This is a genomic window from Neobacillus cucumis (assembly GCF_002860255.1).
GTDB lineage: Bacteria > Bacillota > Bacilli > Bacillales > Cytobacillaceae > Neobacillus > Neobacillus cucumis_A.
Genome location: NZ_PGVE01000035.1, coordinates 16,308 through 41,458, shown reverse-complemented (window position 1 = coordinate 41,458; position 25,151 = coordinate 16,308). Strand labels below are relative to the sequence as shown.

General features: G+C 37.4%; 27 protein-coding genes and 1 pseudogene. 8 read left to right on the top strand and 20 right to left on the bottom strand.

What is annotated here, in order from left to right:
• Position 1: 1 nt before the first annotated feature.
• The 4 genes from CVD27_RS07570 to CVD27_RS07555 all read right to left on the bottom strand — a co-directional run bounded on the left by CVD27_RS07570 (position 2) and on the right by CVD27_RS07555 (position 4,662).
• Positions 2-1,303: a dihydrolipoamide acetyltransferase family protein gene (locus CVD27_RS07570; protein WP_101647292.1), complete on the bottom strand. Its 1,302-nt coding sequence runs from the start codon at positions 1,301-1,303 to the stop codon at positions 2-4.
• Positions 1,304-1,421: 118 nt separating this feature from the next.
• Positions 1,422-2,399 carry an alpha-ketoacid dehydrogenase subunit beta gene (locus CVD27_RS07565; protein WP_101647291.1) on the bottom strand — a complete coding sequence of 326 codons (978 nt, stop codon included), beginning with the start codon at positions 2,397-2,399 and terminating at the stop codon, positions 1,422-1,424.
• Between the two features lie 3 nt (positions 2,400-2,402).
• Positions 2,403-3,518 carry a pyruvate dehydrogenase (acetyl-transferring) E1 component subunit alpha gene (gene pdhA, locus CVD27_RS07560; RefSeq protein WP_101647290.1) on the bottom strand — a complete coding sequence of 372 codons (1,116 nt, stop codon included), beginning with the start codon at positions 3,516-3,518 and terminating at the stop codon, positions 2,403-2,405.
• 484 nt (positions 3,519-4,002) lie between these two features.
• Positions 4,003-4,662, bottom strand: coding sequence for a YkyA family protein (locus tag CVD27_RS07555; RefSeq protein WP_101647289.1), 660 nt, complete (start codon positions 4,660-4,662; stop codon positions 4,003-4,005).
• 174 nt (positions 4,663-4,836) lie between these two features.
• Between CVD27_RS07555 and def the strand changes: the two genes are divergently transcribed.
• From def to rnjA, 3 genes are all read left to right on the top strand, one after another.
• Positions 4,837-5,391, top strand: coding sequence for a peptide deformylase (gene def, locus CVD27_RS07550; protein ID WP_101647288.1), 555 nt, complete (start codon positions 4,837-4,839; stop codon positions 5,389-5,391).
• 448 nt (positions 5,392-5,839) lie between these two features.
• Positions 5,840-6,052: a DNA-dependent RNA polymerase subunit epsilon gene (locus tag CVD27_RS07545; RefSeq protein WP_101647287.1), complete on the top strand. Its 213-nt coding sequence runs from the start codon at positions 5,840-5,842 to the stop codon at positions 6,050-6,052.
• A 3-nt stretch (positions 6,053-6,055) separates the two neighbouring features.
• A complete protein-coding gene (rnjA, locus tag CVD27_RS07540; RefSeq protein WP_101647286.1) occupies positions 6,056-7,723 on the top strand; it encodes a ribonuclease J1 in 1,668 nt (555 codons plus the stop codon).
• Positions 7,724-7,797: 74 nt separating this feature from the next.
• Here the strand turns inward: rnjA and CVD27_RS07535 are convergent, their stop codons facing one another.
• The 12 genes and pseudogenes from CVD27_RS07535 to CVD27_RS07480 all read right to left on the bottom strand — a co-directional run bounded on the left by CVD27_RS07535 (position 7,798) and on the right by CVD27_RS07480 (position 17,889).
• Positions 7,798-8,457 carry a potassium channel family protein gene (locus CVD27_RS07535; protein ID WP_101647285.1) on the bottom strand — a complete coding sequence of 220 codons (660 nt, stop codon included), beginning with the start codon at positions 8,455-8,457 and terminating at the stop codon, positions 7,798-7,800.
• Between the two features lie 48 nt (positions 8,458-8,505).
• Positions 8,506-9,417, bottom strand: coding sequence for a DUF4349 domain-containing protein (locus CVD27_RS07530; protein WP_101647284.1), 912 nt, complete (start codon positions 9,415-9,417; stop codon positions 8,506-8,508).
• Positions 9,418-9,531: 114 nt separating this feature from the next.
• Positions 9,532-9,987 (bottom strand): TlpA family protein disulfide reductase, encoded by a 456-nt coding sequence (locus CVD27_RS07525; protein ID WP_101647283.1) that lies wholly within the window; start codon positions 9,985-9,987, stop codon positions 9,532-9,534.
• A 58-nt stretch (positions 9,988-10,045) separates the two neighbouring features.
• Positions 10,046-10,594: a peroxiredoxin gene (locus CVD27_RS07520; protein ID WP_101647282.1), complete on the bottom strand. Its 549-nt coding sequence runs from the start codon at positions 10,592-10,594 to the stop codon at positions 10,046-10,048.
• Positions 10,595-10,844: 250 nt separating this feature from the next.
• Positions 10,845-11,963 (bottom strand): N-acetyldiaminopimelate deacetylase, encoded by a 1,119-nt coding sequence (locus tag CVD27_RS07515; RefSeq protein WP_101647281.1) that lies wholly within the window; start codon positions 11,961-11,963, stop codon positions 10,845-10,847.
• Between the two features lie 103 nt (positions 11,964-12,066).
• Positions 12,067-12,768 (bottom strand): 2,3,4,5-tetrahydropyridine-2,6-dicarboxylate N-acetyltransferase, encoded by a 702-nt coding sequence (dapD, locus tag CVD27_RS07510; protein ID WP_101647280.1) that lies wholly within the window; start codon positions 12,766-12,768, stop codon positions 12,067-12,069.
• Positions 12,769-12,846: 78 nt separating this feature from the next.
• Positions 12,847-13,734, bottom strand: coding sequence for a LysR family transcriptional regulator (locus CVD27_RS07505; protein WP_101647279.1), 888 nt, complete (start codon positions 13,732-13,734; stop codon positions 12,847-12,849).
• 59 nt (positions 13,735-13,793) lie between these two features.
• Positions 13,794-15,295, bottom strand: a pseudogene (locus tag CVD27_RS07500) (MDR family MFS transporter).
• Positions 15,296-15,353: 58 nt separating this feature from the next.
• On the bottom strand, positions 15,354-15,797 hold the full coding sequence (gene cbpB / locus CVD27_RS07495) for a cyclic-di-AMP-binding protein CbpB (protein WP_101647278.1): 444 nt from the start codon (positions 15,795-15,797) through the stop codon (positions 15,354-15,356).
• A gap of 117 nt (positions 15,798-15,914) precedes the next feature.
• A complete protein-coding gene (locus tag CVD27_RS07490; RefSeq protein WP_098526949.1) occupies positions 15,915-16,151 on the bottom strand; it encodes a YkuJ family protein in 237 nt (78 codons plus the stop codon).
• A 218-nt stretch (positions 16,152-16,369) separates the two neighbouring features.
• Entirely contained in the window at positions 16,370-16,606 is a 237-nt protein-coding gene (locus tag CVD27_RS07485; protein WP_101647277.1) for a hypothetical protein, read from the bottom strand.
• A 71-nt stretch (positions 16,607-16,677) separates the two neighbouring features.
• Positions 16,678-17,889: an EAL-associated domain-containing protein gene (locus CVD27_RS07480; RefSeq protein ID WP_101647276.1), complete on the bottom strand. Its 1,212-nt coding sequence runs from the start codon at positions 17,887-17,889 to the stop codon at positions 16,678-16,680.
• Positions 17,890-18,028: 139 nt separating this feature from the next.
• Here CVD27_RS07480 and CVD27_RS07475 point away from each other — a divergent pair, with 139 nt between their 5' ends.
• From CVD27_RS07475 to CVD27_RS07455, 5 genes are all read left to right on the top strand, one after another.
• Positions 18,029-18,883: a C39 family peptidase gene (locus tag CVD27_RS07475; protein ID WP_101647275.1), complete on the top strand. Its 855-nt coding sequence runs from the start codon at positions 18,029-18,031 to the stop codon at positions 18,881-18,883.
• A gap of 101 nt (positions 18,884-18,984) precedes the next feature.
• Positions 18,985-19,851, top strand: coding sequence for a metallophosphoesterase (locus CVD27_RS07470; protein ID WP_101647274.1), 867 nt, complete (start codon positions 18,985-18,987; stop codon positions 19,849-19,851).
• 137 nt (positions 19,852-19,988) lie between these two features.
• Positions 19,989-20,468, top strand: a complete 480-nt coding sequence (locus CVD27_RS07465) for a YkyB family protein (protein WP_101647273.1) — start codon at positions 19,989-19,991, stop codon at positions 20,466-20,468.
• A 161-nt stretch (positions 20,469-20,629) separates the two neighbouring features.
• Positions 20,630-20,899: a hypothetical protein gene (locus tag CVD27_RS07460; RefSeq protein ID WP_257984299.1), complete on the top strand. Its 270-nt coding sequence runs from the start codon at positions 20,630-20,632 to the stop codon at positions 20,897-20,899.
• 334 nt (positions 20,900-21,233) lie between these two features.
• Positions 21,234-22,388: an aminotransferase A gene (locus CVD27_RS07455; RefSeq protein ID WP_101647271.1), complete on the top strand. Its 1,155-nt coding sequence runs from the start codon at positions 21,234-21,236 to the stop codon at positions 22,386-22,388.
• A gap of 43 nt (positions 22,389-22,431) precedes the next feature.
• Here the strand turns inward: CVD27_RS07455 and CVD27_RS07450 are convergent, their stop codons facing one another.
• The 4 genes from CVD27_RS07450 to CVD27_RS07435 all read right to left on the bottom strand — a co-directional run bounded on the left by CVD27_RS07450 (position 22,432) and on the right by CVD27_RS07435 (position 25,081).
• Positions 22,432-22,611 (bottom strand): hypothetical protein, encoded by a 180-nt coding sequence (locus CVD27_RS07450; protein WP_101647270.1) that lies wholly within the window; start codon positions 22,609-22,611, stop codon positions 22,432-22,434.
• 82 nt (positions 22,612-22,693) lie between these two features.
• A complete protein-coding gene (locus CVD27_RS07445; protein WP_374703054.1) occupies positions 22,694-23,575 on the bottom strand; it encodes an NAD(P)-dependent oxidoreductase in 882 nt (293 codons plus the stop codon).
• Between the two features lie 162 nt (positions 23,576-23,737).
• Positions 23,738-24,211, bottom strand: a complete 474-nt coding sequence (locus CVD27_RS07440) for a hypothetical protein (RefSeq protein WP_101647269.1) — start codon at positions 24,209-24,211, stop codon at positions 23,738-23,740.
• A gap of 84 nt (positions 24,212-24,295) precedes the next feature.
• Positions 24,296-25,081 carry an SDR family oxidoreductase gene (locus tag CVD27_RS07435; protein ID WP_101647268.1) on the bottom strand — a complete coding sequence of 262 codons (786 nt, stop codon included), beginning with the start codon at positions 25,079-25,081 and terminating at the stop codon, positions 24,296-24,298.
• Positions 25,082-25,151 lie beyond the last annotated feature (70 nt).

Genomic DNA, 25,151 nt, shown 5'->3' with positions numbered 1-25,151 from the left:
CTTACGCCTCCATTAACAATAGTTCTGGATCGTTTAATAAACGTTTAATATGATTCATAGCATTTTGAGCAGTCGCACCATCGATCATGCGGTGGTCAAAGCTTAAAGATAAAGCCAATACTGGAGCAGCGACAATTTCACCGTTTAGAACGATTGGCTTTTCAGCAATACGGCCAACACCTAAAATCGCAACTTCTGGATGGTTAATAACTGGCGTAAACCATTGTCCGCCTGCAGAACCAATGTTTGAAATTGTGCAAGATGCACCTTTCATTTCATTTGGAGCAAGTTTACCATCACGAGCTTTACCAGCTAATTCGTTAATTTCATTAGAAATCGTAAATACAGATTTACGGTCAGCATCTTTTACAACTGGAACTAAAAGACCTTTTTCAGTATCAGCAGCGATACCAATGTTGTAATAATGCTTATGGATAATTTCACTTGTTGCATCGTCAAGAGAAGTATTTAATACAGGGAATTCTCTTAATGCGCTAGTTAATGCTTTTACGATATATGGTAAGAATGTAAGCTTAATGCCTTTAGCAGCAGCCACTTCTTTAAATTTCTTACGGTGTGCAACTAGCTTAGTTACATCAATTTCATCCATTAATGTAACGTGTGGAGCAGTGTGCTTAGAGTTAACCATTGCTTTAGCAATTGCCTTACGGATACCGCTCATCTTCTCACGTGTTTCTGGGTATTCACCTTGTGGGATTGGAGCTGCAGCTTTTGGAGCTTCTGCTTTAGCTTCTTCAGCAGCTGGTGCAGATACTTCTGGAGCTGGTGCAGCTCCGCCGCCGTTTAAGAACGCATCAATATCTGTTTTAAGTACACGGCCGTTATCTCCAGAACCAGCTACTTGAAGAATATTAACACCTTTTTCACGAGCATATTTACGGACAGAAGGCATAGCAATCACACGACGATTTGGATCTGCTTCAGCTTGCGGCTGAGCCTGAGCAGCAGGTGCAGCAGCTTCTTGCGCTGGAGCTGCTGGTGCTTCAGCTTGTTTCGGAGCTTCCTCAGCATGATCATCGCCTTTAAATTGTAGGTTTTCGTATCCTGGTGCATCAAAAGTGACCAAAACTTGACCAACTGTTGCAACAGTTCCTTCTCCAACTAGTACTTCTTGAACAGTACCTTCTACTGGCGATGGAATTTCAACTACAGCTTTATCATTTTGAATTTCACAAAGGACATCATCTTCTTGGACTTTATCCCCTGGCTTTACAAACCATTTGACGATTTCACCTTCGTGAATACCTTCACCGATATCAGGCATTTTAAATTGAAATGACACAGAGATTCATCTCCTATTTTTCATGTATTTTTTAATCAAACTTTAAGTATGGATGGGGAAAGAAAATCTTTTCCCCTCCAATATGTTAAAATCTTAAACACTGCCTAGCAGCAGTTAATTAGAAAGTTAATACTTTTTTTGCAGTTTCAAGAACATCTTTGTAGTTAGGAAGCCATACTGATTCCGCTTGTGGGAAAGGGAATACAGTATCAGGAGCAGCCACACGTAATACAGGAGCTTCTAGGCTTAAAATAGCGCGATCGTTAATTTCAGCTACCACGTTTGCTGCAATACCTGCTTGTTTCTGTGCTTCTTGAACAACAATTGCACGGCCAGTTTTTTCAACAGAAGCAATAATAGTCTCAATATCAATTGGGCTTACAGTACGTAAGTCAATAACTTCTGCAGAATAACCCTCTTTTTCAAGTTCTTCCGCAGCCTTTAATGACTCATGAACCATAGCACCGTAAGTAATGATTGATACATCAGTTCCTTCACGTTTTACATCAGCTTTACCTAGTGGAATGGTATATTCCTCTTCAGGGACTTCTTGACGGAATGAACGATATAATTTCATATGCTCTAAGAAAATAACAGGATCATTGTCACGAATGGCAGAAATTAGCAACCCTTTTGCATCATAAGGAGTTGCTGGGATAACTACCTTTACACCAGGAGTTTGCGCCATAAGTCCTTCTAAGCTGTCCGCGTGCATATCTGGAGTATGTACGCCTCCTCCAAATGGTGAGCGAATTGTTACAGGAGCACTGTATCTTCCACCTGAACGATAACGTTGACGGGCTAATTGGCCAGCAATGGAGTCAAATACTTCAAACACAAAACCGAAAAATTGAATTTCTGGAACTGGACGGAAGCCTTGTAAACTTAGACCTACTGCTAAACCGCCAATTCCTGATTCAGCAAGAGGCGTGTCAAATACGCGATCTTCGCCAAATTCTTGGTGCAATCCTTCTGTTGCACGGAATACACCACCATTTACGCCTACGTCTTCACCGAAAACTAACACATTCGGATCGTTACGTAGTTCCGTACGTAATGCATCTGTTATCGCTTGAATCATTGTCATTTGAGCCATGGCTTACTTCGACTCCTTTTCTTTATATAATTCATATTGTTCTTTTAGAGTTTGCGGCATTTCTTCATACATAATAGACATTAAATCAGTTACCTTTTGTTTAGGTGCCGCATCCGCTTGTTTAAGCGCTTCTTTAATATCTTCTTTTGCTTGTTCAATTACTTCTGTTTCTTTTTCTTCACTCCATAGTCCTTTGTTCTCTAAGAACTTACGGAAACGTACAAGCGGATCTTTCTTTTCCCACTCATTATCAAGGTCTGCTGTACGGTAACGAGTTGGGTCATCCCCAGCCATTGTATGTGGACCATAACGGTAAGTTAATGTTTCGATCAGTGTAGGACCTTCGCCATTAATTGCACGCTCACGAGCTTCACGAGTTGCAGCATAAACTGCTAACGGATCCATACCGTCAACTACGATACCAGGAATACCAGCAGCAACGGCTTTTTGTGCTAAGGTTTTTGCAGCAGTTTGCTTCTCACGTGGTGTTGAAATCGCAAACTGGTTATTTTGAATAACAAAGATCGCTGGAGCTTTGTAAGCACCTGCAAAGTTGATTCCTTCATAGAAATCCCCTTGTGATGTTCCACCGTCACCTGTATAGGTAATTGCTACAGCTTTAGTTCCGCGTTTCTTCATTCCAAGTGCCACACCAGCAGTTTGAACATACTGAGCACCGATGATAATTTGCGGGTGAAGAACATTAACACCTTCAGGAATATTCATTCCTTCAAAATGTCCACGAGACCATAAAAACGCTTGTGATAATGGTAATCCGTGCCAAACGATTTGAGGTACATCACGATATCCAGGTAAGATAAAGTCTTCAGTTTCAAGCGCAAATTGAGATGCAAGCTGGGACGCTTCTTGTCCTGCTGTTGGTGCATAGAAACCTAATCGTCCTTGACGGTTTAAAGAAATGGAGCGCTGATCAAGAATTCGAGTGTAAACCATACGGCGCATTAATTCTTGTAGCTGTTCATCAGTCAAGTTAGGCATTGCTGCTTCGTTAACAACCTCACCTTGTTCATTAAGGATTTGAAGTGTTTGGAATTGTTCTTCTACAGCTTCGAGTGCTTTCTTGGCATCAAGCTGGGCATTCTTAAGTTTAGAAGCCATTGTGTCATCTCTTCCTTTCTATTTAGGGCCTATTTTTAAAAATAAAATCCACTATTTTAGATTACCCAAAAATTGCGAATAAACTTTAGTTGTAAGCAACTTGTCATTGGTTCATCTATTTTGATATTACATAACTTTTGAGGCCTGAATATGGATGGATACATACTATGAACTAGTGTCTCACAGAAAAGATAAGATAAAACGAAAAGTTCTGTTTCTAATATATTTTATTCTGTATCACTATTTTATGTAACATCATTAGTACAACATTTATCACACTAATGAGTTTACAACTTTTATTAAATGCCGTCAAATACTAAGTTTTATTATTTGTTACCAAATGTCATGTAAGAAATAACATTTATAATCTCCAACTGTATTACTCAATTCATCAAACTGTTATATATAATGTCACATTTTAGACACTTGTTATAATATAGAAAAAATCGGCTGAGAATCAGCCGACTTAGAAATGAATGATATTTTACTTAGTTTTTATTCCTGCTTTTTTATAAAATGAAAGTTTTTTTTCATTATATTGTACTGTGTATTGATTAAATTGTTCATTTGATGCATATACCTTTTTATATACTTCATTGAGCTTATTAATTTGATTCTCCAGCTCTTCTAAGGGAAGATTTTTATTTTTAAACATTTGATATAGTTCTTTATCATATTGAAGTGCCTTAGAATATTGCTTGTATAGCTCTCTATGTGCTTCGTATCTTTTCATCATTATCCCATAAAGATCGTTTGCCTTTTTCTTGAGTGCAGGATCTTCTAATTTTCCCTTTAGATCTGCAACTTTTGCAAATTCTTGCTCTGATTCTTTAATACTTGCTGTTTCTTTATCCAAGTGTTCTTTTCTTTGATCGGCTAAACCAAGGGCTTCATCAGAAAGTTTTAGTATCTGGTCATATTCCTTCATTCCTTGTTTTATAATTTGATCATATACCTCTTTTTCTTGTTTTTCCAAATTAACAAGAGGTTCTTGTTGTTCCTCAAATACTTTTTCCTTGGCAGCTACCTTTTCTAATACAGTATACATTTTATCAACGGGGGTCTTTTTTTCTGTACATCCTGATAATATAAAGATAATGGCGATGAATATGATTAGGATGTTGTTTCTCCTTTTGAATAACAATTTCTAACCTCCTAACTATTGCACTACCTACTATATCTATATAAAGTTTGTTTGACAATATGTAACTGTAATAGACAGACGAATTTCAAAAAGTAAAGAATTATTAACATTTTGCTTTTTGTTTGATAGACTAATGCTTGTGACTAACTTTATGGAACACAGGAGTGAATGTTCATGTTAACGATGGAAAATATCATTCGAGACGGGCATCCCACCCTTCGAAAGGTAGCAGAAGAAGTAGTCTTGCCGCCTTCCGAAGAAGATAAACAAATTTTAGCCAGTCTTTTAGAATACGTAAAAAACAGCCAAAACAGTGAAATCGCTGCTAAATACAGCCTGCGTCCAGGGATTGGTTTGGCTGCTCCGCAAATAAATGTTTCAAAAAGAATGATTGCTGTTCACCTAACAGACGATAAAGGTACTTTATATAGCTACGCTTTGTATAATCCCAAAATCATCAGTCATTCAGTCGAGAAGGCTTACCTTCAATCTGGTGAAGGTTGTCTGTCTGTTGATGAAGCGATCCCAGGTTATGTTCCGAGATATGCCAGAATCACAATAAAAGGTGTTACTCTTGAGGGAGAAGAAGTCAAACTTCGTCTAAAAGGTCTTCCTGCGATCTGCTTCCAGCATGAGATTGATCATTTAAATGGAGTTATGTTTTATGATTATATCGATAAAAACGATCCTTTTAAACCGATTGAAGGAGCAATTGCTATCGAGAGATAAGACACTGGCCTTAGGAGAGGCCAGTGTTTTTTTATTGTTCACTTTTATTCCAACTTTATCCATGAAAGAATAAGTCATTTCTCCATATAATAATAGTAAAAAAATATTAATAAAAAAAAAATTTCAATTATCTGCCATAGCTTGCTTTACTTTGGACAAGGTTCGTATAAAATAAAGGTAAGGAGATGATCCACTATGTTAAAGAAGCTAAGGAAAAAGCTCTTAAAACAGTGGAACGATTTACTTAGAAAAAAAACTATTGCCTAACTTTTAGAGGGCCCTTCTAAACTTGCGAAGGGCTCCTTCATTATTGTAAATTGTAGTAATATGATTCAAATTTACATACTTTTCATTATGGTCAATGGGGAAACCTAAGAAAATAAATGAAAAAGATGAAAATATTTTATATAATATAAAAAGCTATGATTTATTAAGGAGCGAATTTGTCATGATTTTTAAAGTGTATTATCAAGAAAGAGCTACAGAAGTTCCCGTTAGAGAAAACACTAAAACCATTTTTGTTGAAGGTGAATCAGTAGTAGATGTACGAAAAAAAATTGCTGACCGCGGTTTTAATGTAGAGCATGTACAAGAAGTTAAAGGAGCTTATTTAGAATACGAACAACAAAATGAAGACTTTAAAGTATTGGAGATTGGATAATTTATGAAATTTGTAAAAAATGATCAAACTGCAGTTTTTGCCTTGGGTGGTTTAGGGGAAATTGGCAAAAACACATATGCAGTTCAGTTCCAAGATGAAATAATATTAATCGATGCCGGTATAAAATTTCCAGAAGATGAATTACTAGGAATCGATTATGTTATCCCGGATTACACCTATTTGGTGAAAAATGAAGATAAAATTAAAGGATTATTTGTAACCCACGGACATGAAGATCACATTGGCGGAATCCCCTATTTACTTCGTGAAATAAATATTCCGATATATGGCGGCAAGCTTGCCCTTGGGTTAATTAAAAATAAACTAGAAGAGCACGGTTTATTACGAAATGCAAAGCTTATTGAAATTAAAGAAGATGATGTCATTAAGTTCCGCAAAACATCCGTTACTTTTTTCCGGACCACCCACAGTATTCCTGATTCCTATGGTATTGTCGTAAAAACCCCTCCAGGACAAATCGTCCATACAGGTGATTTTAAATTTGATTTTACCCCCGTAGGTGAACCTGCTAATTTAACGAAAATGGCTGAGATCGGTAAGGAAGGGGTTTTATGTTTACTTTCGGATAGTACAAATAGTGAAATCCCTGATTTTACAATGTCTGAGCGCCGCGTTGGCGAAAGTATCCATGATATTTTTAGAAAAGTAGACGGAAGAATTATTTTTGCAACCTTTGCATCGAACATCCACAGACTTCAACAAGTCGTAGAAGCTGCGGTTGTGAACGGAAGAAAGGTAGCTGTGTTTGGACGGAGCATGGAAGCAGCGATCAATATTGGGCTCGATTTAGGCTATATTACAGCCCCAAAAGAAACGTTTATAGAAGCAAATCAAATTAACAGATTGCCTGCGGATAAAGTAACCATTCTTTGTACTGGTAGTCAAGGCGAACCAATGGCTGCTTTATCAAGGATTGCAAATGGTACCCATAGACAAATTCAAATTATACCTGGAGACACAGTGGTCTTCTCTTCCTCACCTATTCCTGGAAATACGATTAGCGTTAGTAGAACCATTAATATGTTGTATCGTGCCGGGGCTGAGGTTATCCATGGTAAGCTAAGTAATATCCACACTTCAGGACATGGTGGACAAGAAGAACAAAAATTAATGTTGCGCTTAATCAAGCCAAAATTCTTTATGCCTATTCACGGTGAATATCGAATGCAAAAAATGCACGCCAAACTCGCTGTTGACTGCGGCGTTGAAGAAGAAAATTGCTTTATTATGGACAACGGCGAAGTCCTTGCACTTTCTGACAGTACAGCACAGGTGGCCGGCAAAATACCATCAGGTTCAGTATACATTGATGGAAGCGGTGTAGGAGACATCGGAAATATCGTCTTAAGAGACCGTCGTATCCTTTCTGAAGAAGGATTAGTGGTAGTTGTCGTGAGTATTAATATGAAAGAATTTAAAATAGCATCAGGTCCGGACCTTATTTCCAGGGGATTTGTATACATGAGGGAATCTGGCGATTTAATCAATGATGCCCAGAACCTTATTACAAAACATCTAAATAAAGTAATGGAAAGAAAAACGAGCCAATGGTCTGAAATTAAAAATGAAATTACAGACACACTTGCACCTTTCCTATACGAAAAAACCAAACGGAGACCAATGATATTACCAATAATCATGGAAGTATAAAAAAACGGAAGTGCCCTGAGGCGCTTCCGTTTTATTTATTATCTAGCTTCAACACCTAGACGCTTCCACTTTTCCTATTCCAGGACTTTCTTCTCAAACCGGTCAATATCCTGATCATTACCGATGACGATTAAAACATCATTGCTTTGAATCGTTTCTTTTGCTTGTGGAGAAACGATAATCTCTTCTCCTCTTTTTATAGCAACAATATTTAAACCATATTTCTTACGAATATCCAAATCCATAATGGTGTTGCCGCTAAGTTTTTTATTTGCTGCAATTTCCACTATACTATGTTCAGCAGAAAGTTCCAGATAATCAAGTACGCTATTAGAAGCCATATTGTTTGCAATCCGCCTGCCCATGTCTCTTTCAGGATGAACAACCTGATCTGCCCCGATTTTCTTTAGTACCTTTCCATGATAATCATTTTGCGCTTTGGCAGTAATCCGTGCGACCCCCAGCTCTTTTAATATAAGGGTAGTTAATATACTCGCCTGTATGTCATCACCAATTGCAACAATTACATGGTCAAAGTTTCGAATCCCCAAGCTTTTCAAGACATTCTCATCGGTAGTATCGCCAACTACTGCATGGGAAGCAATCATACTATACTCATTTACTCGTTCTTCATTGACATCAATTCCAAGTACTTCCATTCCTTCTTCAGTTAATGTACGGCAAATACTTCCGCCAAACCGTCCGAGTCCAATTACTGCAAAACTCTTCTTCATGTATAAAACTCCCTCGTTAATAAGTATCTGTAGAAATTATAATATACCCTACTCCCGTTTGCTCCGTTTTTTTTTCTTATTATAATTTAGAACAACAAGAAAGCCCAATAGGACAAAAATAATAAGAATTGGCAGATTTCCGATAATGAATACTACTACACCAGATATGGCAGCTAATAATAAGTTAGTACTCTTCATAAATTGCTTTTTTGTTTTTTCCCATGTGTTAAGTTGATCGTTATCGAGATTAGGAACAACCACTTTTGTTTCATATAGGGTGATATTCACTGTGGAGTAAGATGTTTGATTTTTTAAGTATTTCATCTTTCCTTCAATGACTTCAATTTCCTCTTGTACAGAAGCTAGATCTGAAGAAATCTTTAGTAAATCCTCTGTTTTGCTTGCATTTTTCATAAAGCTCAAGAGACGCTCTTCAACGGCCTTTTTAGATTTCAACCGGGATTCTAAATCGACATACTCCTCAGTAACATCCTGCCCATTAATATTCCTTTGCAGAACCTCAGCCGCCTGCCCTTCAGCATCTGTTAAAAAGTCTTGGAAATGTCCTTGAGGGATCCTCATTTTCAAACTGCCGCTAACTTGTTCATCCCCATTTCTGCTTACATTTGACTCCGCTATATAGCCACCGTAGTTTTCAACTTTTTTTTCTAAGCTTTGCACGGTTTGCTCAAAGTTCTTAACCCGCAGCTCTAGATTAGCCTGATAAATGACCATCTGATTGTTTGTTTGCCCTTTGGTAGTCTCAATCGAGGGTTCTCTTTTGGCATTTTCAGTGGCGGATAAGGATTCTTCACTTTTTCCAGACTGAACTGAGTCCCTAACTTCTTTATTTTCTGTACTCATTTTTGCACTATCCATTTTACTATCCGAGCTGCAACCAGATAAAGACATTAACATAACTATGAACAAAATCGATATTGCCTTTTTAGACCATCTCATTTGCTTGGCCCCCTCTTTTTCTATTTAAACATATCGACGTATATTTAGAAGGAAGGTTTCAGGGTTTTTCCATTAAAAAAAAGCTGTTCGTTATGAACAGCTTTTCTTCAAAAATTATTCATTTGTTTCCATTTCATCAAGTACACGATTGACGCGCTTTTCAAGCATGTTCATTCCGCTTCCTCCAGCTTGGAAATGACGGAGGTTACCTTCACGATCAAAAACATAATAGGCAGGAACATATTGATTTTCAAAGGCTTCTGTTAGTTTGTGTTCACCATCAATAAAGATAGGTTGAATAATTCCATGCTCTTCTGCCACTTTTTTAATTTCTTCAATATTTAAATCGTTTTCTGAACGAGGCATGTGAACAGCAACCACATTTAATTTTTCTTTATAATCATCACGGAATTGATTTACCTGCTGCATCGCTTCTTTACATAAATGGCAGCTAATAGACCAAAAATGAATTAAAGTCGGTTTCTCTCCCACTAACTCTTTTTTAGTAACTTGCCCGTTTAACCATTCTGTTGCCCCAGTTAATTCCGGCATTTGTTCGCGTAATTTCATGGTAGGCCCCCTATTTTAAAAAGACCTAACGCATCCGGTTAGGTCTACCCTTGATAAATTAAACATTCAATGTAGCTTGGCCGGGCTTCCAGTTTGCCGGGCAAAGTCCACCAGTTTGTAGTGCCTGAAGAACACGTAATGTTTCATCTACATCACGGCCGATATTGTTGTGGTTAACAACAGAGTACATCAATTCCCCTTCAGGGCTGATGATGAATAATCCGCGAAGAGCCACTCCATCCTCTTCAATAAGAACACCATAATCACGAGCTACTACGTGATTTGTATCGGCAGCTAATGGATAATTAATATCTCCAAGACCGTTCTCTTTTCGGTCCGTTTTAATCCACGCAAGATGAGTATGAATTGTATCCGTTGATGCACCAATCACTACGGCATCTAGGTCTTCAAACTCTTCATATCGGTCAGATAATGCAGTGATCTCAGTTGGACAGACAAATGTGAAATCCATTGGATAGAAGAATAATACTGTCCACTTATCGTTTTTCATGTTTTCTTCAAGACTTACTTTACCAAATTCTTTGTTTGGCAAAACAGCTTCCATTTCAAAGCGTGGTGCTTGTTTGCCTACCATACGTTCTGGCATTAAAATCCCTCCAAAAAATATTTAAATGAGTAATAATATTTCTCTTTAGTATTCTTGTTTTTACCCATCCTGCAAGGTCCAAGCTAATCTAGAGCCGCTCCCAAAATTATTATTATAATGTAAAATTCCCCTTAGTCAGTTTTTCCTGTTTGCATAAGGTTAATCGACAATATGTAACAATATATTCCTTGTTATTTTAACATAATTAACCAATAGAACAAAGTGGAATGACTTTCCTTTGCCCTTTTTGCTAATTGCCTTTATAGGAAATAAAGCTTGTCATAACCTTTATTGCAACATCAATTGCTCTCTCATCAGGATTAAGTTTAGCATGATGTAGTCCGAATGGAGAGTCCACACCTAACCAAAACATTAACCCAGGGACTTCCTTAAGCATATAGCCAAAATCTTCTCCTGTCATTGCTTCCCTGCATTCAACAACTGTCACATCCGTTTTGTTTCTAATATAATCAATAAATTCCCTAGTAACCGATTCTGTGTTGTAGACTTGATGATACATGGAACCATAATCTATTACGGCTTCACACTCATATCCCGTCTCAATCCCGCTTACAAGGGCCTCAATCCGATGTTTCACCCTTTTCATCGCTTCAGGTGACAAGGTCCTGATGGTGCCTTCGAGTCTTGCCTTCTCTGCAATAATATTTTGTACCGTCCCGCCGGTTATTTTTCCTATGGTTATTACTGCACTATCTAATGGATCGATATTTCTAGAAATAACCGTTTGAAGTTGATTCACAAGAGTACAAGCAGCAATAATCATATCATTCGTTTGATGCGGATAGGCAGCATGACCTCCTTTCCCCTTTAGATCTATAAACAATTCGGACGTATTAGCAAATAATAAGCCTTCTTTAAGAGCGATGGTTCCAACAGGATATTCTGGCGCTATATGTAAAGCAAAGATTAAATTAGGCATCCATTCCTGCATTTCGTCGGATTTAAGCATTGGTTCCGCTCCGCCAGGCCCTTCCTCCGCAGGCTGAAACACAAACACAAGATCATCATTAATGGGGTTATTAATGAAATGTGACAGTACACCTAAAGCAATGGTCATATGAAAATCATGACCACAAGCATGCATCTTTGCTTCGTGTGAGGAAGAAAAGTCTAAACCAGTTTCCTCGGGAATAGGAAGCCCATCAATGTCTGTTCGATACCCTATTGTTTTTGAGGGGTTTAGTCCATGAACTTTTACGAGTAATCCAGTTTTCCACTTTTTAATAGAAACTCGGTCTTGCGGGAATGTCTTTATCGCGGACAAAAGATAAGCTTGAGTTTTAAATTCTTGAAAACCTAATTCCGGTATTTGATGTAGATCCCTTCGTATTTCGATTAATGATTTCATATATAAAACCTGCCTTTCTATCCCTATAAAACAAGCGTGGATTTAGGTCCACGCTTGTTTAAAGCTATTTACAATTTCTAAACCATTCTAGAGCTTGTCCGCCTTATAATTGACGCAGCTCTTGCATGATTTCTGTTTTTGATTTTGTTTTTTCATCAATATCTTTAATTTTCTTTGCTGGTGTGCCTGCAACCACAGTGTATGGCTCTACATCTTTGGTTACCACCGCTCCTGCAGCAACAACCGATCCCTTACCAACTCTCACACCTTCAAGAACAACTGCGTTGGCACCAATTAGAACATCGTCTTCAATGATAACAGGTTGTGCGGAAGGCGGCTCAATTACCCCTGCTAATACCGTTCCTGCCCCAATATGACAGTTTTTGCCGACGGTTGCTCTTCCTCCAAGAACTACCCCCATATCAATCATTGTTTTCTCACCAATAACGGCACCAATATTAATTACTGATCCCATCATAATAACAGCATTATCACCAATTTCTACTTGGTCACGAATCGTAACACCTGGCTCAATTCTTGCGTTAATGTGTTTAGTATCCAATAATGGGATAGCTGAATTCCGGCGGTCATTTTCGACTACGAAATCTTCAATTTTTGCTGTGTTTGCTTCTAACGCTGCATTAATTTCAGACCATTCACCAAAGACAACGCCTGTGTTTCCATTAATAAAAGCTTTAGCTTCGTTTCCGAAATCAATACCTTCTAGGTCACCCTTTAAATAAACCTTAACAGGTGTAGATTTTTTACTATTTGCAATAAACGCGATAATTTCATGTGCATCCATTTTTCAAACTTGCCCCCTATAATCGTGTACTAAAAAATACTTTAACAAACAAAAGCAATGAAAACAAGAAAAACAAACTTATTCTTCAGAAGATTCATCAATATATTCCTTAATCAATTCCATAAACGCATGAACTTGTTTAAGTTGAAAAGCAGATTCATACCCTAATAACCAAGTATCCCTTTTAAGCGGTTCATTATTCTCATTAACTAAAGGAATTTTAAAAATTCCTCGATCTGCTTTCCTAAGTGTAATTGATGGTAATATAGCATAACCTATACCATTAAATGCCATTTGCCTACATGTTTCAATTTGATCGACCACCACTGTTCTTTTTGGGGATGTTTTATAGTTACGCATCCACCAATCTTGTATCTCTTGATAATAATTTGAATCACTTTTAAATTGAATAAACGGCCGGTCAGTCTTCAAGACTTGCTCTGGTTTTGTTATTTCCCGATCGACAAGATATAAAGGATCATCAAATAGATGAACTTTGACCCCTTTCCAATCAGGAGTACCGCGGATAATACCAATATGTACTTGATCATCATACAAACATTTGAGAATTTCACTGCTCCAGCCTGTTACAAGAGAGATTTTTACTTGTGGATATTTATCAATAAATTTCTTTAGGACCTCTGGCAGCCAATTCTGTCCTACTATTGATGCTACAGCGATTTTTAATGTACCAGACACCCCTTCTTGAAGAGAATCAATGGTTTCACGAACCTTTTCCTGTTTTGTTAAAATGTCATTAACAAAATCAATGACATGCTCTCCGGCAGGTGTTAAGGATAACCCCTTTTGAGAACGTATGAATAATTTAGTCCCCCATTCTTTTTCAATGGATTGTAACCTTTGTGAAAGAGCTGGCTGCGAGACAAATAGTCGTTCTGAGGCTTTTCTCATATTCATTTCCTGAGCTAAAACCGATAATAACTGAAATTCTGATAGGGAAGACAAAGGCAAAACCTCTTTAAAAAATTTTTTCACTTTTTGGTACTACTAAGTTTACATATTTCTCATGTTTCTCTTGTCTTTTTAGGGATAAATAAGATAAGCAGCAAACTAATCACTGCAAAGGTCAATACAACATAATAAACGGAGTGCAAAGAGAAAGTCAGACCTTCCTGCAAAATACTTTTAACAGAGTCCACTAATTGCTTGCGCTCCTCTAGCTTTAAAAGTTTATTAGCATCTTCCACCGTTAACGACTGGTTATTTTCACTAAAGTAATGAACCAGACGGTTATTAAGAATTCCACCCAGCAAAGCTGCACCAATGGTATTACCCAAATTTCTCATAAACATATTAGCTGCGGTTGCAATTCCTCTTTGCTGCCACACAACTGTACTTTGAATGGAAACAATAAAGGCAGTTGATGTAAAGCCCATTCCCGCCCCTACAACAAACGAGCCGACAGCTGCCCAAATAGGGCCTGATGAAGCCGACATAGTTATGAAGGCAAAACTGCCTAGTACCAAAAAAGCTCCCCCAATAATTGAAGTTTTTCGATAACCGATGCTAATCAGCATTTTGCCTGAGAGGGTAGAGGCAATCGGCCAGCCAATAGACATGGTTGTTAGTGTAAAACCTGCCACAATTGTGTTTGTTCCATAACCCCTTGGACAAAGGCAGGGAGGAAACTAGAAATCCCTATTAATATAATCCCAGACGTTAAGGATGTGATATTTGCAATAAAAATAGATCGTTCCTTCCAGATGGAGAACGGCATGACCGGTTCAATTGCTCTGTTCTCTTGAAAGACAAAAGCAATTAAAGCTAAAATTGATATAGACAGTAATCCTATTAGCTGCCATGATCCCCATGACCAACGGCTTTCCCCTTCAACAAGTATAAACATTAGCGTTGAAATCGTAATGGTAAGAAGGACGGCACCTAAATAATCAATATTATGCTTTTTCTTCGCCACATCTTCATGTAGAAATAGCCACAGACCGACTAAAGATAAAAGTCCAAGCGGGATATTAATCCAAAACACATAATGCCAGCTGACATATTGAACAAGCAGACCCCCGACAGCAGGACCTGTAATGGCTGAAATTCCCCATACACTTGATAGATAGCCCTGAACTTTAGCCCTTTCCTCTGTTGTATATATGTCTCCTACTATAGTTGTTGCAATAGGTGTCACTGCCCCTGCCCCGAAACCCTGAATCAATCGAAAAATAATCAGTGTTTTCATGGAACCGGCAAACCCACAAAGGATAGACCCAATTAGAAAGATTATAATACCAATAGTTAAAATCGGTTTTCGACCAAATAAGTCTGAAAGTTTCCCATAGATAAGGACCGTTACAGAGTTCATTAGCAAATAGGCAGAAAAGACCCAGCTATATAGGGTAAAACCACCCAAATCAGCAACAATTGCCGGCATAGCTGTAGAAACAATGGTTGCTTCAATGGCTCCCATAAACATCGCGAGCATAACAGATGCGAGTACAAGTGATTTTTTGGTTTGTTTTCTTTTCGGAGTTCCAAACGCTTCCATATCGATACCCATTACACACCTCTTATCGTAAAAAAATAGAGCCCCCAAATGGGAGCATGGCCGTGAACGGCTATTTCTTTATTCTTTTTACCACTTTATTTAATTGGTTTAGTACCGTACTTCTAGGTAAGATCCCTTCAAAAAAACCATCTTCATTTTCAATACAAAGAAATGGGTGATTCACCAGTAAATCCAAACACTGACTAATAGATGCTGAAATTCCGATCCTAGGGATGGAACTCTTCATTATCTCTTCTACTCGTTTGTTTTCAAGCTGTTCAAATTCTATCCTCTCAAGCCCCAAAATAGAGTCCATTATTATTGGGGTACTTATAAGTCCATGGAGCTTATAATGTGGGTCTAAGACAGGTATAGCGGTATATCCGCTTTTAGTTAATACCAATAAGGCATGTTCAAGATTGTTTCCAATTTGTACATGAGCCACGCGCTCGGAAGGCACCATTAATTGTTTAATTGTTAATTCTAAAAATTCCCCGCTAGGAAGACTAATCATAAGTCGAAAACTCCTCAATGTATGTTTTTCTACAGACTTATTCTATCACAGTTTCCAAGGGTCCGGGTTAATTTTAAAACCGTTTTCCATAGAAAAAAAAGGAACCACGATTGGCTCCTACTGAATAAGGTCAAAGATTTCAATTGTAATCATATCAATATTATCAAATTGATATCTTTTAGGTTTTTCCTTCTCATTATATATTTCTAATTCAAATGTTTCAGTCTTTGGATGAAATGTCACCTGACATTTTCTTTCACCATTTACTTCAAAATAACGTTGGGCAGGCTCCCCGCTAGTAGATTGCTCCTGAAGGTTTTTTAATCTTGTTAATATACCTTGTAACTGTGACATTAATATTATCCTCCTTTTAACACAAAACAAACTGTTTACAGTTATATTTCTCATTTGGCATTTTTCTATCCTAATTCAAAAATTTCAAAATTTGACAGCCTAAATTTTATGCCAATATTAAAAGAATAAAATAAGAGACTCCATTTGTCCAAGTAAAAATGATGAAATTATGATTTTTTTAATTTGAAAGAAAAAAATAGATCCCTTTTGGAGACCTATCAATAAAAAGTAATGGCAAAAAAAAGGACTATAAACAAAAGTAATGCAAAAAAGATTCCATATGCCAAAAAGATTGGATTTCTTGTATAAACGTTTTTTTGAACCGGTTTAGAAATTTTAGCATCTAAATTCCCTTCGACAGCTTTATGCTGTCTGGCAACTGAAAATGTATAAAGGAGGGAAAATGCAAGGACAGCAATAATCACAATGGAAAGGATATTGACAAAAAGATTCATGAACAAGACTCCTTCTATTGATTGTTATCATTAAAATTCCACTCCATGAATCTTTCTATACCATCCAACCATTACAATAATTGGTCATGTTCAAATAAATATCGATAGGAAATGTCTATAAAAAGATATTCGTTTTCATTCATTGGAAAGGAGAAAGTACGAATCGTCTCGCCTGTTTCAATATCACAGTATAAATCCGACAATCTCCCCTTTTGTTCATGCCGCATTTTAATGATATTTTCCAAAAAATACGGGCGCCAGCTCCAATTTTTATTTAAGTATACGACTTGTGTTGTCCAGCCATTTTCCCCTTTAAAAATATTAGCTGATTTTTGAAATCCATCCTCATCACATACATACATCCGGAAGGCAATTTGATCCATTTCCTTTATCAACGCTTGAAATAAGGCATCATAACCTGCCTTTTTGTTTTTATGCACTATTTCCTGTACCATTGATTGAAAATACCCAGCAGTGTTATAAACAGCTTCTAATTTCCGCTTTTCATACGTAATAAAATCATGAAATTTCTCCTTCAAGCGAAACTTGAGAAAATCCCGATTAATAAATTCATCTGCGGGCGGATGTAAGTAAAAACCTTGGTAATAATGTCCCCCATTTTTCCATGCAAATTGAAGTTGATAACTCATTTCAATATTCTCAAACAACAGTGTGGCTCCTATTTTCCTCGCCAAGAGCGATAAGGAGAACAACACATCATTAAAATTAACACCAATGGCCGTTGATTTAAGTGCCTGTAAGTTAATTTTAAGAATATCAGGTTCAAGTTGCCCAATCCGCTCAAAATAGTGACTTTCATCTCCAATACTCGCAATGGCTATTTTTATACCGTAGGTCCGATAATATTGGAGAAGATGGTCAAACTGATCTAAATCCCCCTGATAATTCCGATCTGAAATTTCTAATATAATTCGTTTTAAACTCAAACCCTTTTTTTCAAATTCTAACAGTTCTTGCAAAAACGGTTCCCCATGGCCATACATTAATAACTCAGCGTTTCGATTTAAAAATATGAGGATATCCTCATCAAGATCGAGCACCTTCTCGAGGGCTTTTTTTACCAATAATAAATCCACTTCAAATTTATATTCATCCGGAATCTGATCATCATGAAAAAATGGGCCTAAGCTGATGACATTTCCCTTTGATTGATATCGTCCCAAAACTTCATAAGCAATGACACGCTGCTCATCCGCATTAAATATCGGTTGAAAATGAGGAAAGACATTTTCTAGATCCGATAATATCTCCAATGCATCCATCCAAGTTCCTCCATATAATTTTTCTCATTATACCATACGCTTAAATTCCGTATCTCGTTCTTTTCCAAAAGGATACCATTATAGCTTCGATGATACAATCATAACCTATACTCGGGGCTTCCAAAAAGGAGGTTGTTTGATGAAAACCCTATGCTTATTAGCATCTATATTGACAATGATAGGCTGCAGTCACTCTAATGAGGTTTCTAACAAAGATGTAACTAAAGAACATACAACAACTAATTCCACGACGGTTGTAAAAAATAATAGTAACCAAGCTGCAGCACCTAAGCAGATAAATAGTCAATCTTATTCAATAAATGATTTGAAAGCTCAAGTAAATAATGTGGAAGGTCAGAAGACAGCGGAGCGTTCAGCAAGTACTATTCCGAGAAAACAGTCCACATTATTGAATGTAGTTTTAATTAAACAAAATCCGGAATTACGATATGGTTGTGAGGTAACTAGTCTTGCGATGGTCCTAAATTATGCAGGTGTGAAAACAAATAAGATGGATTTATACCGAAGAATACAGAAAGACCCTGACCCGCTTATTAAATCCGCAAGAGGCGATATATTACGCTGGGGGAACCCCGCTGATGGTTTTGTGGGGGACATGACAGGAAGACGTGCTGGCTATGCAGTATTCGATAGGCCTATGATCGCTCTGATCAATCAAAAACTTCCGGGAAGAGCTGTAAATTTAACAAATCAGCCTTTTGATAAGGTACTGGCACATGTATCCGCAGGCTATCCAGTGGTTGTCTGGACTACTGGTGATTACCGCCTGCCAGACCGTTGGGAAGGCTGGTATCACGGAAGTCAATTCATCAAAACACCGCTTGATTTGCACGCTGTCGTCCTTGTAGGATATGATACAAACAATGTATATTTAAATGATCCTTTATCAGGAAGAAAACAAGTAAGAGTAAATAAGCAACAATTTATTAGATCTTGGAAAGCATTGCAATCACGTGCGGTTAGTTATAAATAGGAAGCAGTCCTTTTCGACTGCTTTTTTTAGCATTTTTTCTCCTTTTTTGAATAGGCTGTGTTAAAAGCCCAGTTTGTAGTAAAGGCAGGATGGGAGAAAGTATGGTTAGAAAGCAAACAAGAAGAATATTTTTAAAAAAGATGTTGGGTTCATTCCTGACCGTTCTCGGATTAAGTTCGGGCGGCTATTTTTATGCGAATCAAATTGAGCCTTCACTTTTAGAAATAAGTGATGTCGAAATTAAACACTCCTTAATCCCTACAAGTTTTGATGGATTAAGGATCATCCAATTTAGCGATACTCATCTTGGCTTCCACTACAATCTGACTCAATTCATAACCTTAGTGAACAAAATCAAGGATTTAAATCCCGACATTATTTTATTTACCGGAGACTTAATGGATGAACCAAACAAATATACCAAAATAAAAGAGTTAATTCCTATTTTAGAGAGTTTACACGCCCCTTTGGGTAAATATTGCATTTTTGGCAACCATGACCATGGCGGCTATGGTTCAGAAATATACCGAAATATCATGGAATCTACTGACTTTAAGGTTCTGCTAAACAAGTCAGTTACTTTAAGGAAAAATGGGAGCAATATCTCTCTGCTCGGAATCGATGATGCCATGTTGGGAAATCCTGACTTGCCATTAGCCTTAAAAAACATTCCAAACAATCGCTTTAAAATATTGCTATCCCACGCCCCAGACCTTGCAGAAGCAGCTGCACAGTATCCTATTCAATGGCAAATTAGCGGGCATAGTCATGGTGGACAAGTTAAACTCCCAATTTTAGGGGCCCTTATTATTCCTCCTTTTGCGCAAAAATACCCTGAGGGCCACTATTTCATCCAAGGAAACTATCCATTAAACCTTTATGTAAATAGAGGCATAGGAACGACCCGTCTCCCGTTTCGCTTTATGGCTAAACCAGAACTGACTGTTTTTACACTAAGAACAGCATAGATTACTCATAGAATTAGATTCATTCATTTTTCTTTTACATGAATTGTACGAAAAGCCGGAAAATATCTTCAACTTATTTCTATTTTCCTAAAAAAAAGGTATAATATAGATGTTTTTATAGAATGAAAGGAGCCTATATGTTGAATCACGATCAGAGTTATCCTCGAAATAAATTAAATCTAACGATTGAAAACCTCTCCCAAGCTGTCTTTATCGTGAATCGCCATGCTAAAACGGCACCAAACCCCAAATATTTATACAAATTGAAACAGGAATCATTAAAAAAATTGATAGATGAAGGAAAAGCCAAGAAGGTCGGCCTCCATTTTTCCGATCATCCGCGAAATAGCCAGCAGCAATCAGATGTACTAGTTGAATGCGGAAAATATACGTTTCATATTCCCCCGACTAAATCAGATTTTCATACCCTTCCCCATCTTGGAAAACTAGATGGCAGCGTAAGAAATCCAAAGGCACATATCTCACTTAATGCAGCTAAAGCCTTATTACAATCCTATACAGGAATCCCTGAACTGGAGCATCAGACTTCTTACCACCGAAAAAATCAAAAGACTTATCAAAAACCAATTTTCAAAAAGTTAGGCGAACGCTACTAATAAATGAACTAAAAGTCAGGATTGCCCTGGCTTTTTTATGTGGGAAAAATAAAAAAAATTGCCTTCTAGGTGTAAAGCTTTTAGATTGAAAGCGATTTCTAAATTCTGCAACATCTTCTTGATAATTTTGTGAACAACGGAACAAACTCATAGACTCCTTATTGAAACAGACATACAATAATGACGGAATAAGAATTAAGCAGGAAAAACTATTAAAGAGGTGCTATACAATGAAGGGAACGGCTATCCTTTTTCAGGAGCGGAATATTACGTTTATTGAAGATGTTGAACATTCCTTTTTTGAAGAAATTAAAGAACAATGCGATTGTAAACATTGTAACTGCAGAATTAATAACCATCCAGTTGATTTTGGTTCAGTTTCACCTGTTTTTTGGCATGAAGACGAAATCGATTGGGATTACGGATATTAAATAAATTTCAAATTATTTCCAAAAACGGTATCGAGTAATACTCGGCCGTTTTTTTGTTATGTTAAATACATTTTTGATTATTTACACGTTGATTGCAGCGGAAGGTGCGAGACTCCTGCAGGAGTACGGGGCAGGGGAGACCCCGGAGGCGCAAACGCGCCGAGGAGGCTCCCCGGCACGCCCGCGAACCGCTCGCACCTGGAGCGGAAATCAACATCCTAGTCAACACAAATTATATTATTTAAAAAGAATAATTAAAAATCTCTATGGTAGAAACTCCCCTTTAAATAGACTATAATCATGATAATTATTGTTTGTCGGAAGGATGTACATAATGGAGCACTTAATTAATCAAAGAGTTAAAAACATCGAAATCTCTGGAATCAGAAAATTTTTCAATCTTGTTGCAGATGTGGAGGACCTAATTTCTTTTACTATTGGCCAGCCGGATTTCCCTACTCCTGACCATGTAAAAAAAGCGGGAATACAGGCTATAGAAAAGGATTTTACTTCATATACACATAACGCCGGAACGCTCGAATTAAGAAAAGCGGCATGTCAATTTGTCAATAAAAAATATAGGTTAGACTACAAAGCGGAATCAGAGGTAATTGTTACAATGGGAGCAAGTGAAGCCATTGACATTACTTTTCGGACGATTTTAGAAGAAGGTACAGAGGTTTTATTGCCCGGCCCTATTTATCCAGGCTATGAACCAATTATCCGAATGATGGGGGCTGTTCCTGTCCATGTTGATATTCGGAAGAATCAATTCAGATTTACACTCGAAACGATGAAGCCTTATATCACTGACAAAACACGTTGTATTGTCCTGCCGTATCCTTCTAATCCTACTGGAGTCAGCCTATCAAGTGACGAATTAAGAGAAATTGCAGATTTTATGAAGGATAAGGATATTTTTATACTTGCGGATGAAATATACAGTGAACTTACTTTTGATCAAAAACATACTTCAATCGCCAGCTTTATTAAAGAAAAAACGATAGTAATTAATGGGCTCTCAAAATCACATTCGATGACTGGCTGGAGAATTGGCTTTTTATTTGCGCCTGAGTCCCTTGCCAAACACATTTTAAAAGTTCACCAATATAATGTCTCATGCGCCAATTCCATTGCTCAAAAAGCGGCGTACGAGGCCTTGACTATTGGCATAAATGATGCGGATATCATGAAAGAGGAATATGCTAAAAGAAGAGAATATGTATATAACCGATTAAAGAGCATGGGACTAGAGGTTGTGAAACCGGATGGCGCATTTTATTTCTTTGTAAAAATACCAGAAACCATCTCTCTAAATAGTTTTGATTTTGCCTTGAAACTTGTTCAAGAAACAAGGGTGGCAGTCGTTCCGGGCAGTGCATTTTCGGAATTTGGGGAAGGCTATTTCCGATTATCCTTCGCGTGCTCTATGGCTAATTTAGAACGTGGTCTCAATCAAATGGAAACCTTTTTTCAACAGCAGAAGTAAATATAATAACCCCTCACAAAACCTTGTGAGGGGTTATTACCATTTATTGCCCTTTATATTTACCGTTATTTTTTGGGGCTTTTTCTTTTCTTGCTTTATCTTTGTGGATTTTATTGGTGTCAGCAGAACCCATCTCATGTGCAAACTCTTCATTTAATACCGCTGAATCAAAACCCTTTTTATTCTTTTGCTGTGGGTCATTCTTTTTTGTCCGTTTTGCCATCATAATCCCTCCTATCAAGAATTAGTTTCTTGAAGTCAGGTTTAATTTATTCTACCCAAATTATGGCCTATTGGTACTTCTACTAGTCCCAATATTTATATAGTGCTTGGGTACCACTTTCTTCTTCTCCTGTTTCAGCTAATTGCTCATATAAAGACTTAGCCAGAGACAATCCAGGGACTGGCATGTCCATTCTCTCTGCCTCAGCTAAAGCAATTTTCATATCTTTAATAAAATGTTTTATGTAGAAACCAGGTTCAAAATTCCCTTTTAACATTCTAGGTGCAAGATTGGTTAGAGACCAGCTTCCTGCTGCTCCAGTAGATATACTTTTTAATACATTCTCAGGATTCAAGCCTGCTTTTTCTGCGTAAATGATTGCTTCACAAACGCCAATCATATTGGAAGCAATGGCAATTTGGTTGGACATTTTTGTATGCTGTCCAGCTCCGGCTTTCCCTTGATAGACGATATTATTACCGATTTTCTCAAGAAGTGGTTTAACGGCTTTAAATGCTTCTTGTTCACCACCAACCATAATGGATAGGGTTGCCTCTCGGGCCCCTACATCACCTCCGGAAACCGGAGCATCAATTGTCTGGATTGCTTTCTTTTTGGCTTCTTCATAAATGGTTACTGCAAGAGAAGGTGATGAAGTAGTCATATCTATATAGATACTGCCTGATTTACCATTTGGAATCAAGCCGTTTTGTCCTAAATAAATTTCTTCAACATCATTTGGGTAACCAACTATTGTGAAAATAATATTAGCTTTTTCAGCTACTTCTTTTGGAGTTTCCGCCCAGGCAGCACCGTTTTCTAATAATTCAGTGGCTTTTTCTTTTGTTCTAGAATAGATTACCAAAGGATATCCAGCCTTTAAAAGATGTCCTGCCATACTTTTCCCCATTACACCTGTTCCAATAAAACCTATCACCGTACTTTCAGGTAATACCAAAATCATTCATCCTTCCTTTTTGGGTTCTCTCCATTTTAACATTTTTCCGAAATTTTAGTGATTTTAATGCATAAATAAGACCGGAACGTTGAACGTCCGGCCTTAGTGCTCCATCTCCAAATTTATGCACATTTTAGATTGTCCTATATAAATAATTCTTAAACATTTTTATAACTCAGAAGAGAAATTTGTTAAAAAAGCCCGACCTAGAACTTCCTTATCATTAAATACTTCAATTGAAACGGCCTGGTCTCTTTCAATCATATTTCGCAGTTCCTGTATATGCAGGTCTTCTTTTAAAGGAAGCGGGTCCATAAAGATATATTTTTCTGGATGTCCTTTTGTCTCTAAATAATCCCCGTTTCTAACTTGCTCCTCACCATAAATAATCTCTCTTTTCCCAATAGCCCGAGCTAGTTTGTCATCGTGAATGGTTACTTTCACTTTATATAATTGCTGACCATCGAGTATTTCATTATTAATCCGAAACCGGAACTGCAATTCATTATTTTTGGTAAGTAAGGCGTCTGCATAGCGATTGACAATTAATTCATTGGAATAAAGTAAGCTGCATCCACTTAAATAAACTAAACATACTAATCCTATAATAAAAGTACCAATCAATCGGATTTTCCTGTTCATCAATAACACTCCCTCATATGTTTACCTTAGCCATAATATTTTGGTAATAAACGTTAAGAAAGGTTAATATACGGAAAAAAGTGATTAAATTGACTTTACCAATCCACCATCTACTAGATAAGCATTACCAGTCATATAAGAATTGGCATCAGACAGTAAAAAGACAGCAACATTCGCAAATTCTTCCGGGGTTCCATATCTTTTTAAGGGGATCTCGGCCTTTGCTCTTGATTCAATCGTTTCACGGTCTACACCAAACTTGTCCGCATTTACTTGATCTAAATGGATTATTCGGTCTGTCGCAATGCGCCCCGGTGCAATCGTGTTGATTAAGATATTATAAGGGGCAAATTCAGATGCAAGTGTTTTTGAAAGTCCAACCATTCCAGTACGAAATGTATTTGATAGTATAAGTCCAGGAATCGGCTCTTTAATGGACGAAGAGGCAATATTTAAGATTTTCCCTCCCTGTTTTTTCAGGTAGGGCAGTGACTCTCTAATCAAACGAATGTAGGATAGTAAATTTAATTCGAAAGAAGCTAGCCATGCCTCATCTGACATATCTTCAAAGGAACCTGCCGGTGGTCCCCCTGCGTTATTAACTAACAATTGCATGCCTCCAAATTGTTCAACCGTCGAAGAAACTAGTTGTTTAATGTCTTCAATCTTTGTAATGTCTGCCTTTTGAAAAGCAGCCTTTCCCTTACCAAGTTGTTCAAGTTCCAAAACTTTCAGTTTCAGCTTTTCTTCATCCCGGCCCGAAATCATGACATTGGCGCCTTCAGTAATGAGCCGCTCCGCTATGGCAAATCCTAATCCTTGGCTTGAAGCGGCAACTAGCGCTGTTTTTCCTGTTAAATTCAAATCCATTTATTCCATTCCTCCTTTTTAGTATCTATTTACTATTATACTAAAATTTAAAAGGAAACTCTTGGTAAAG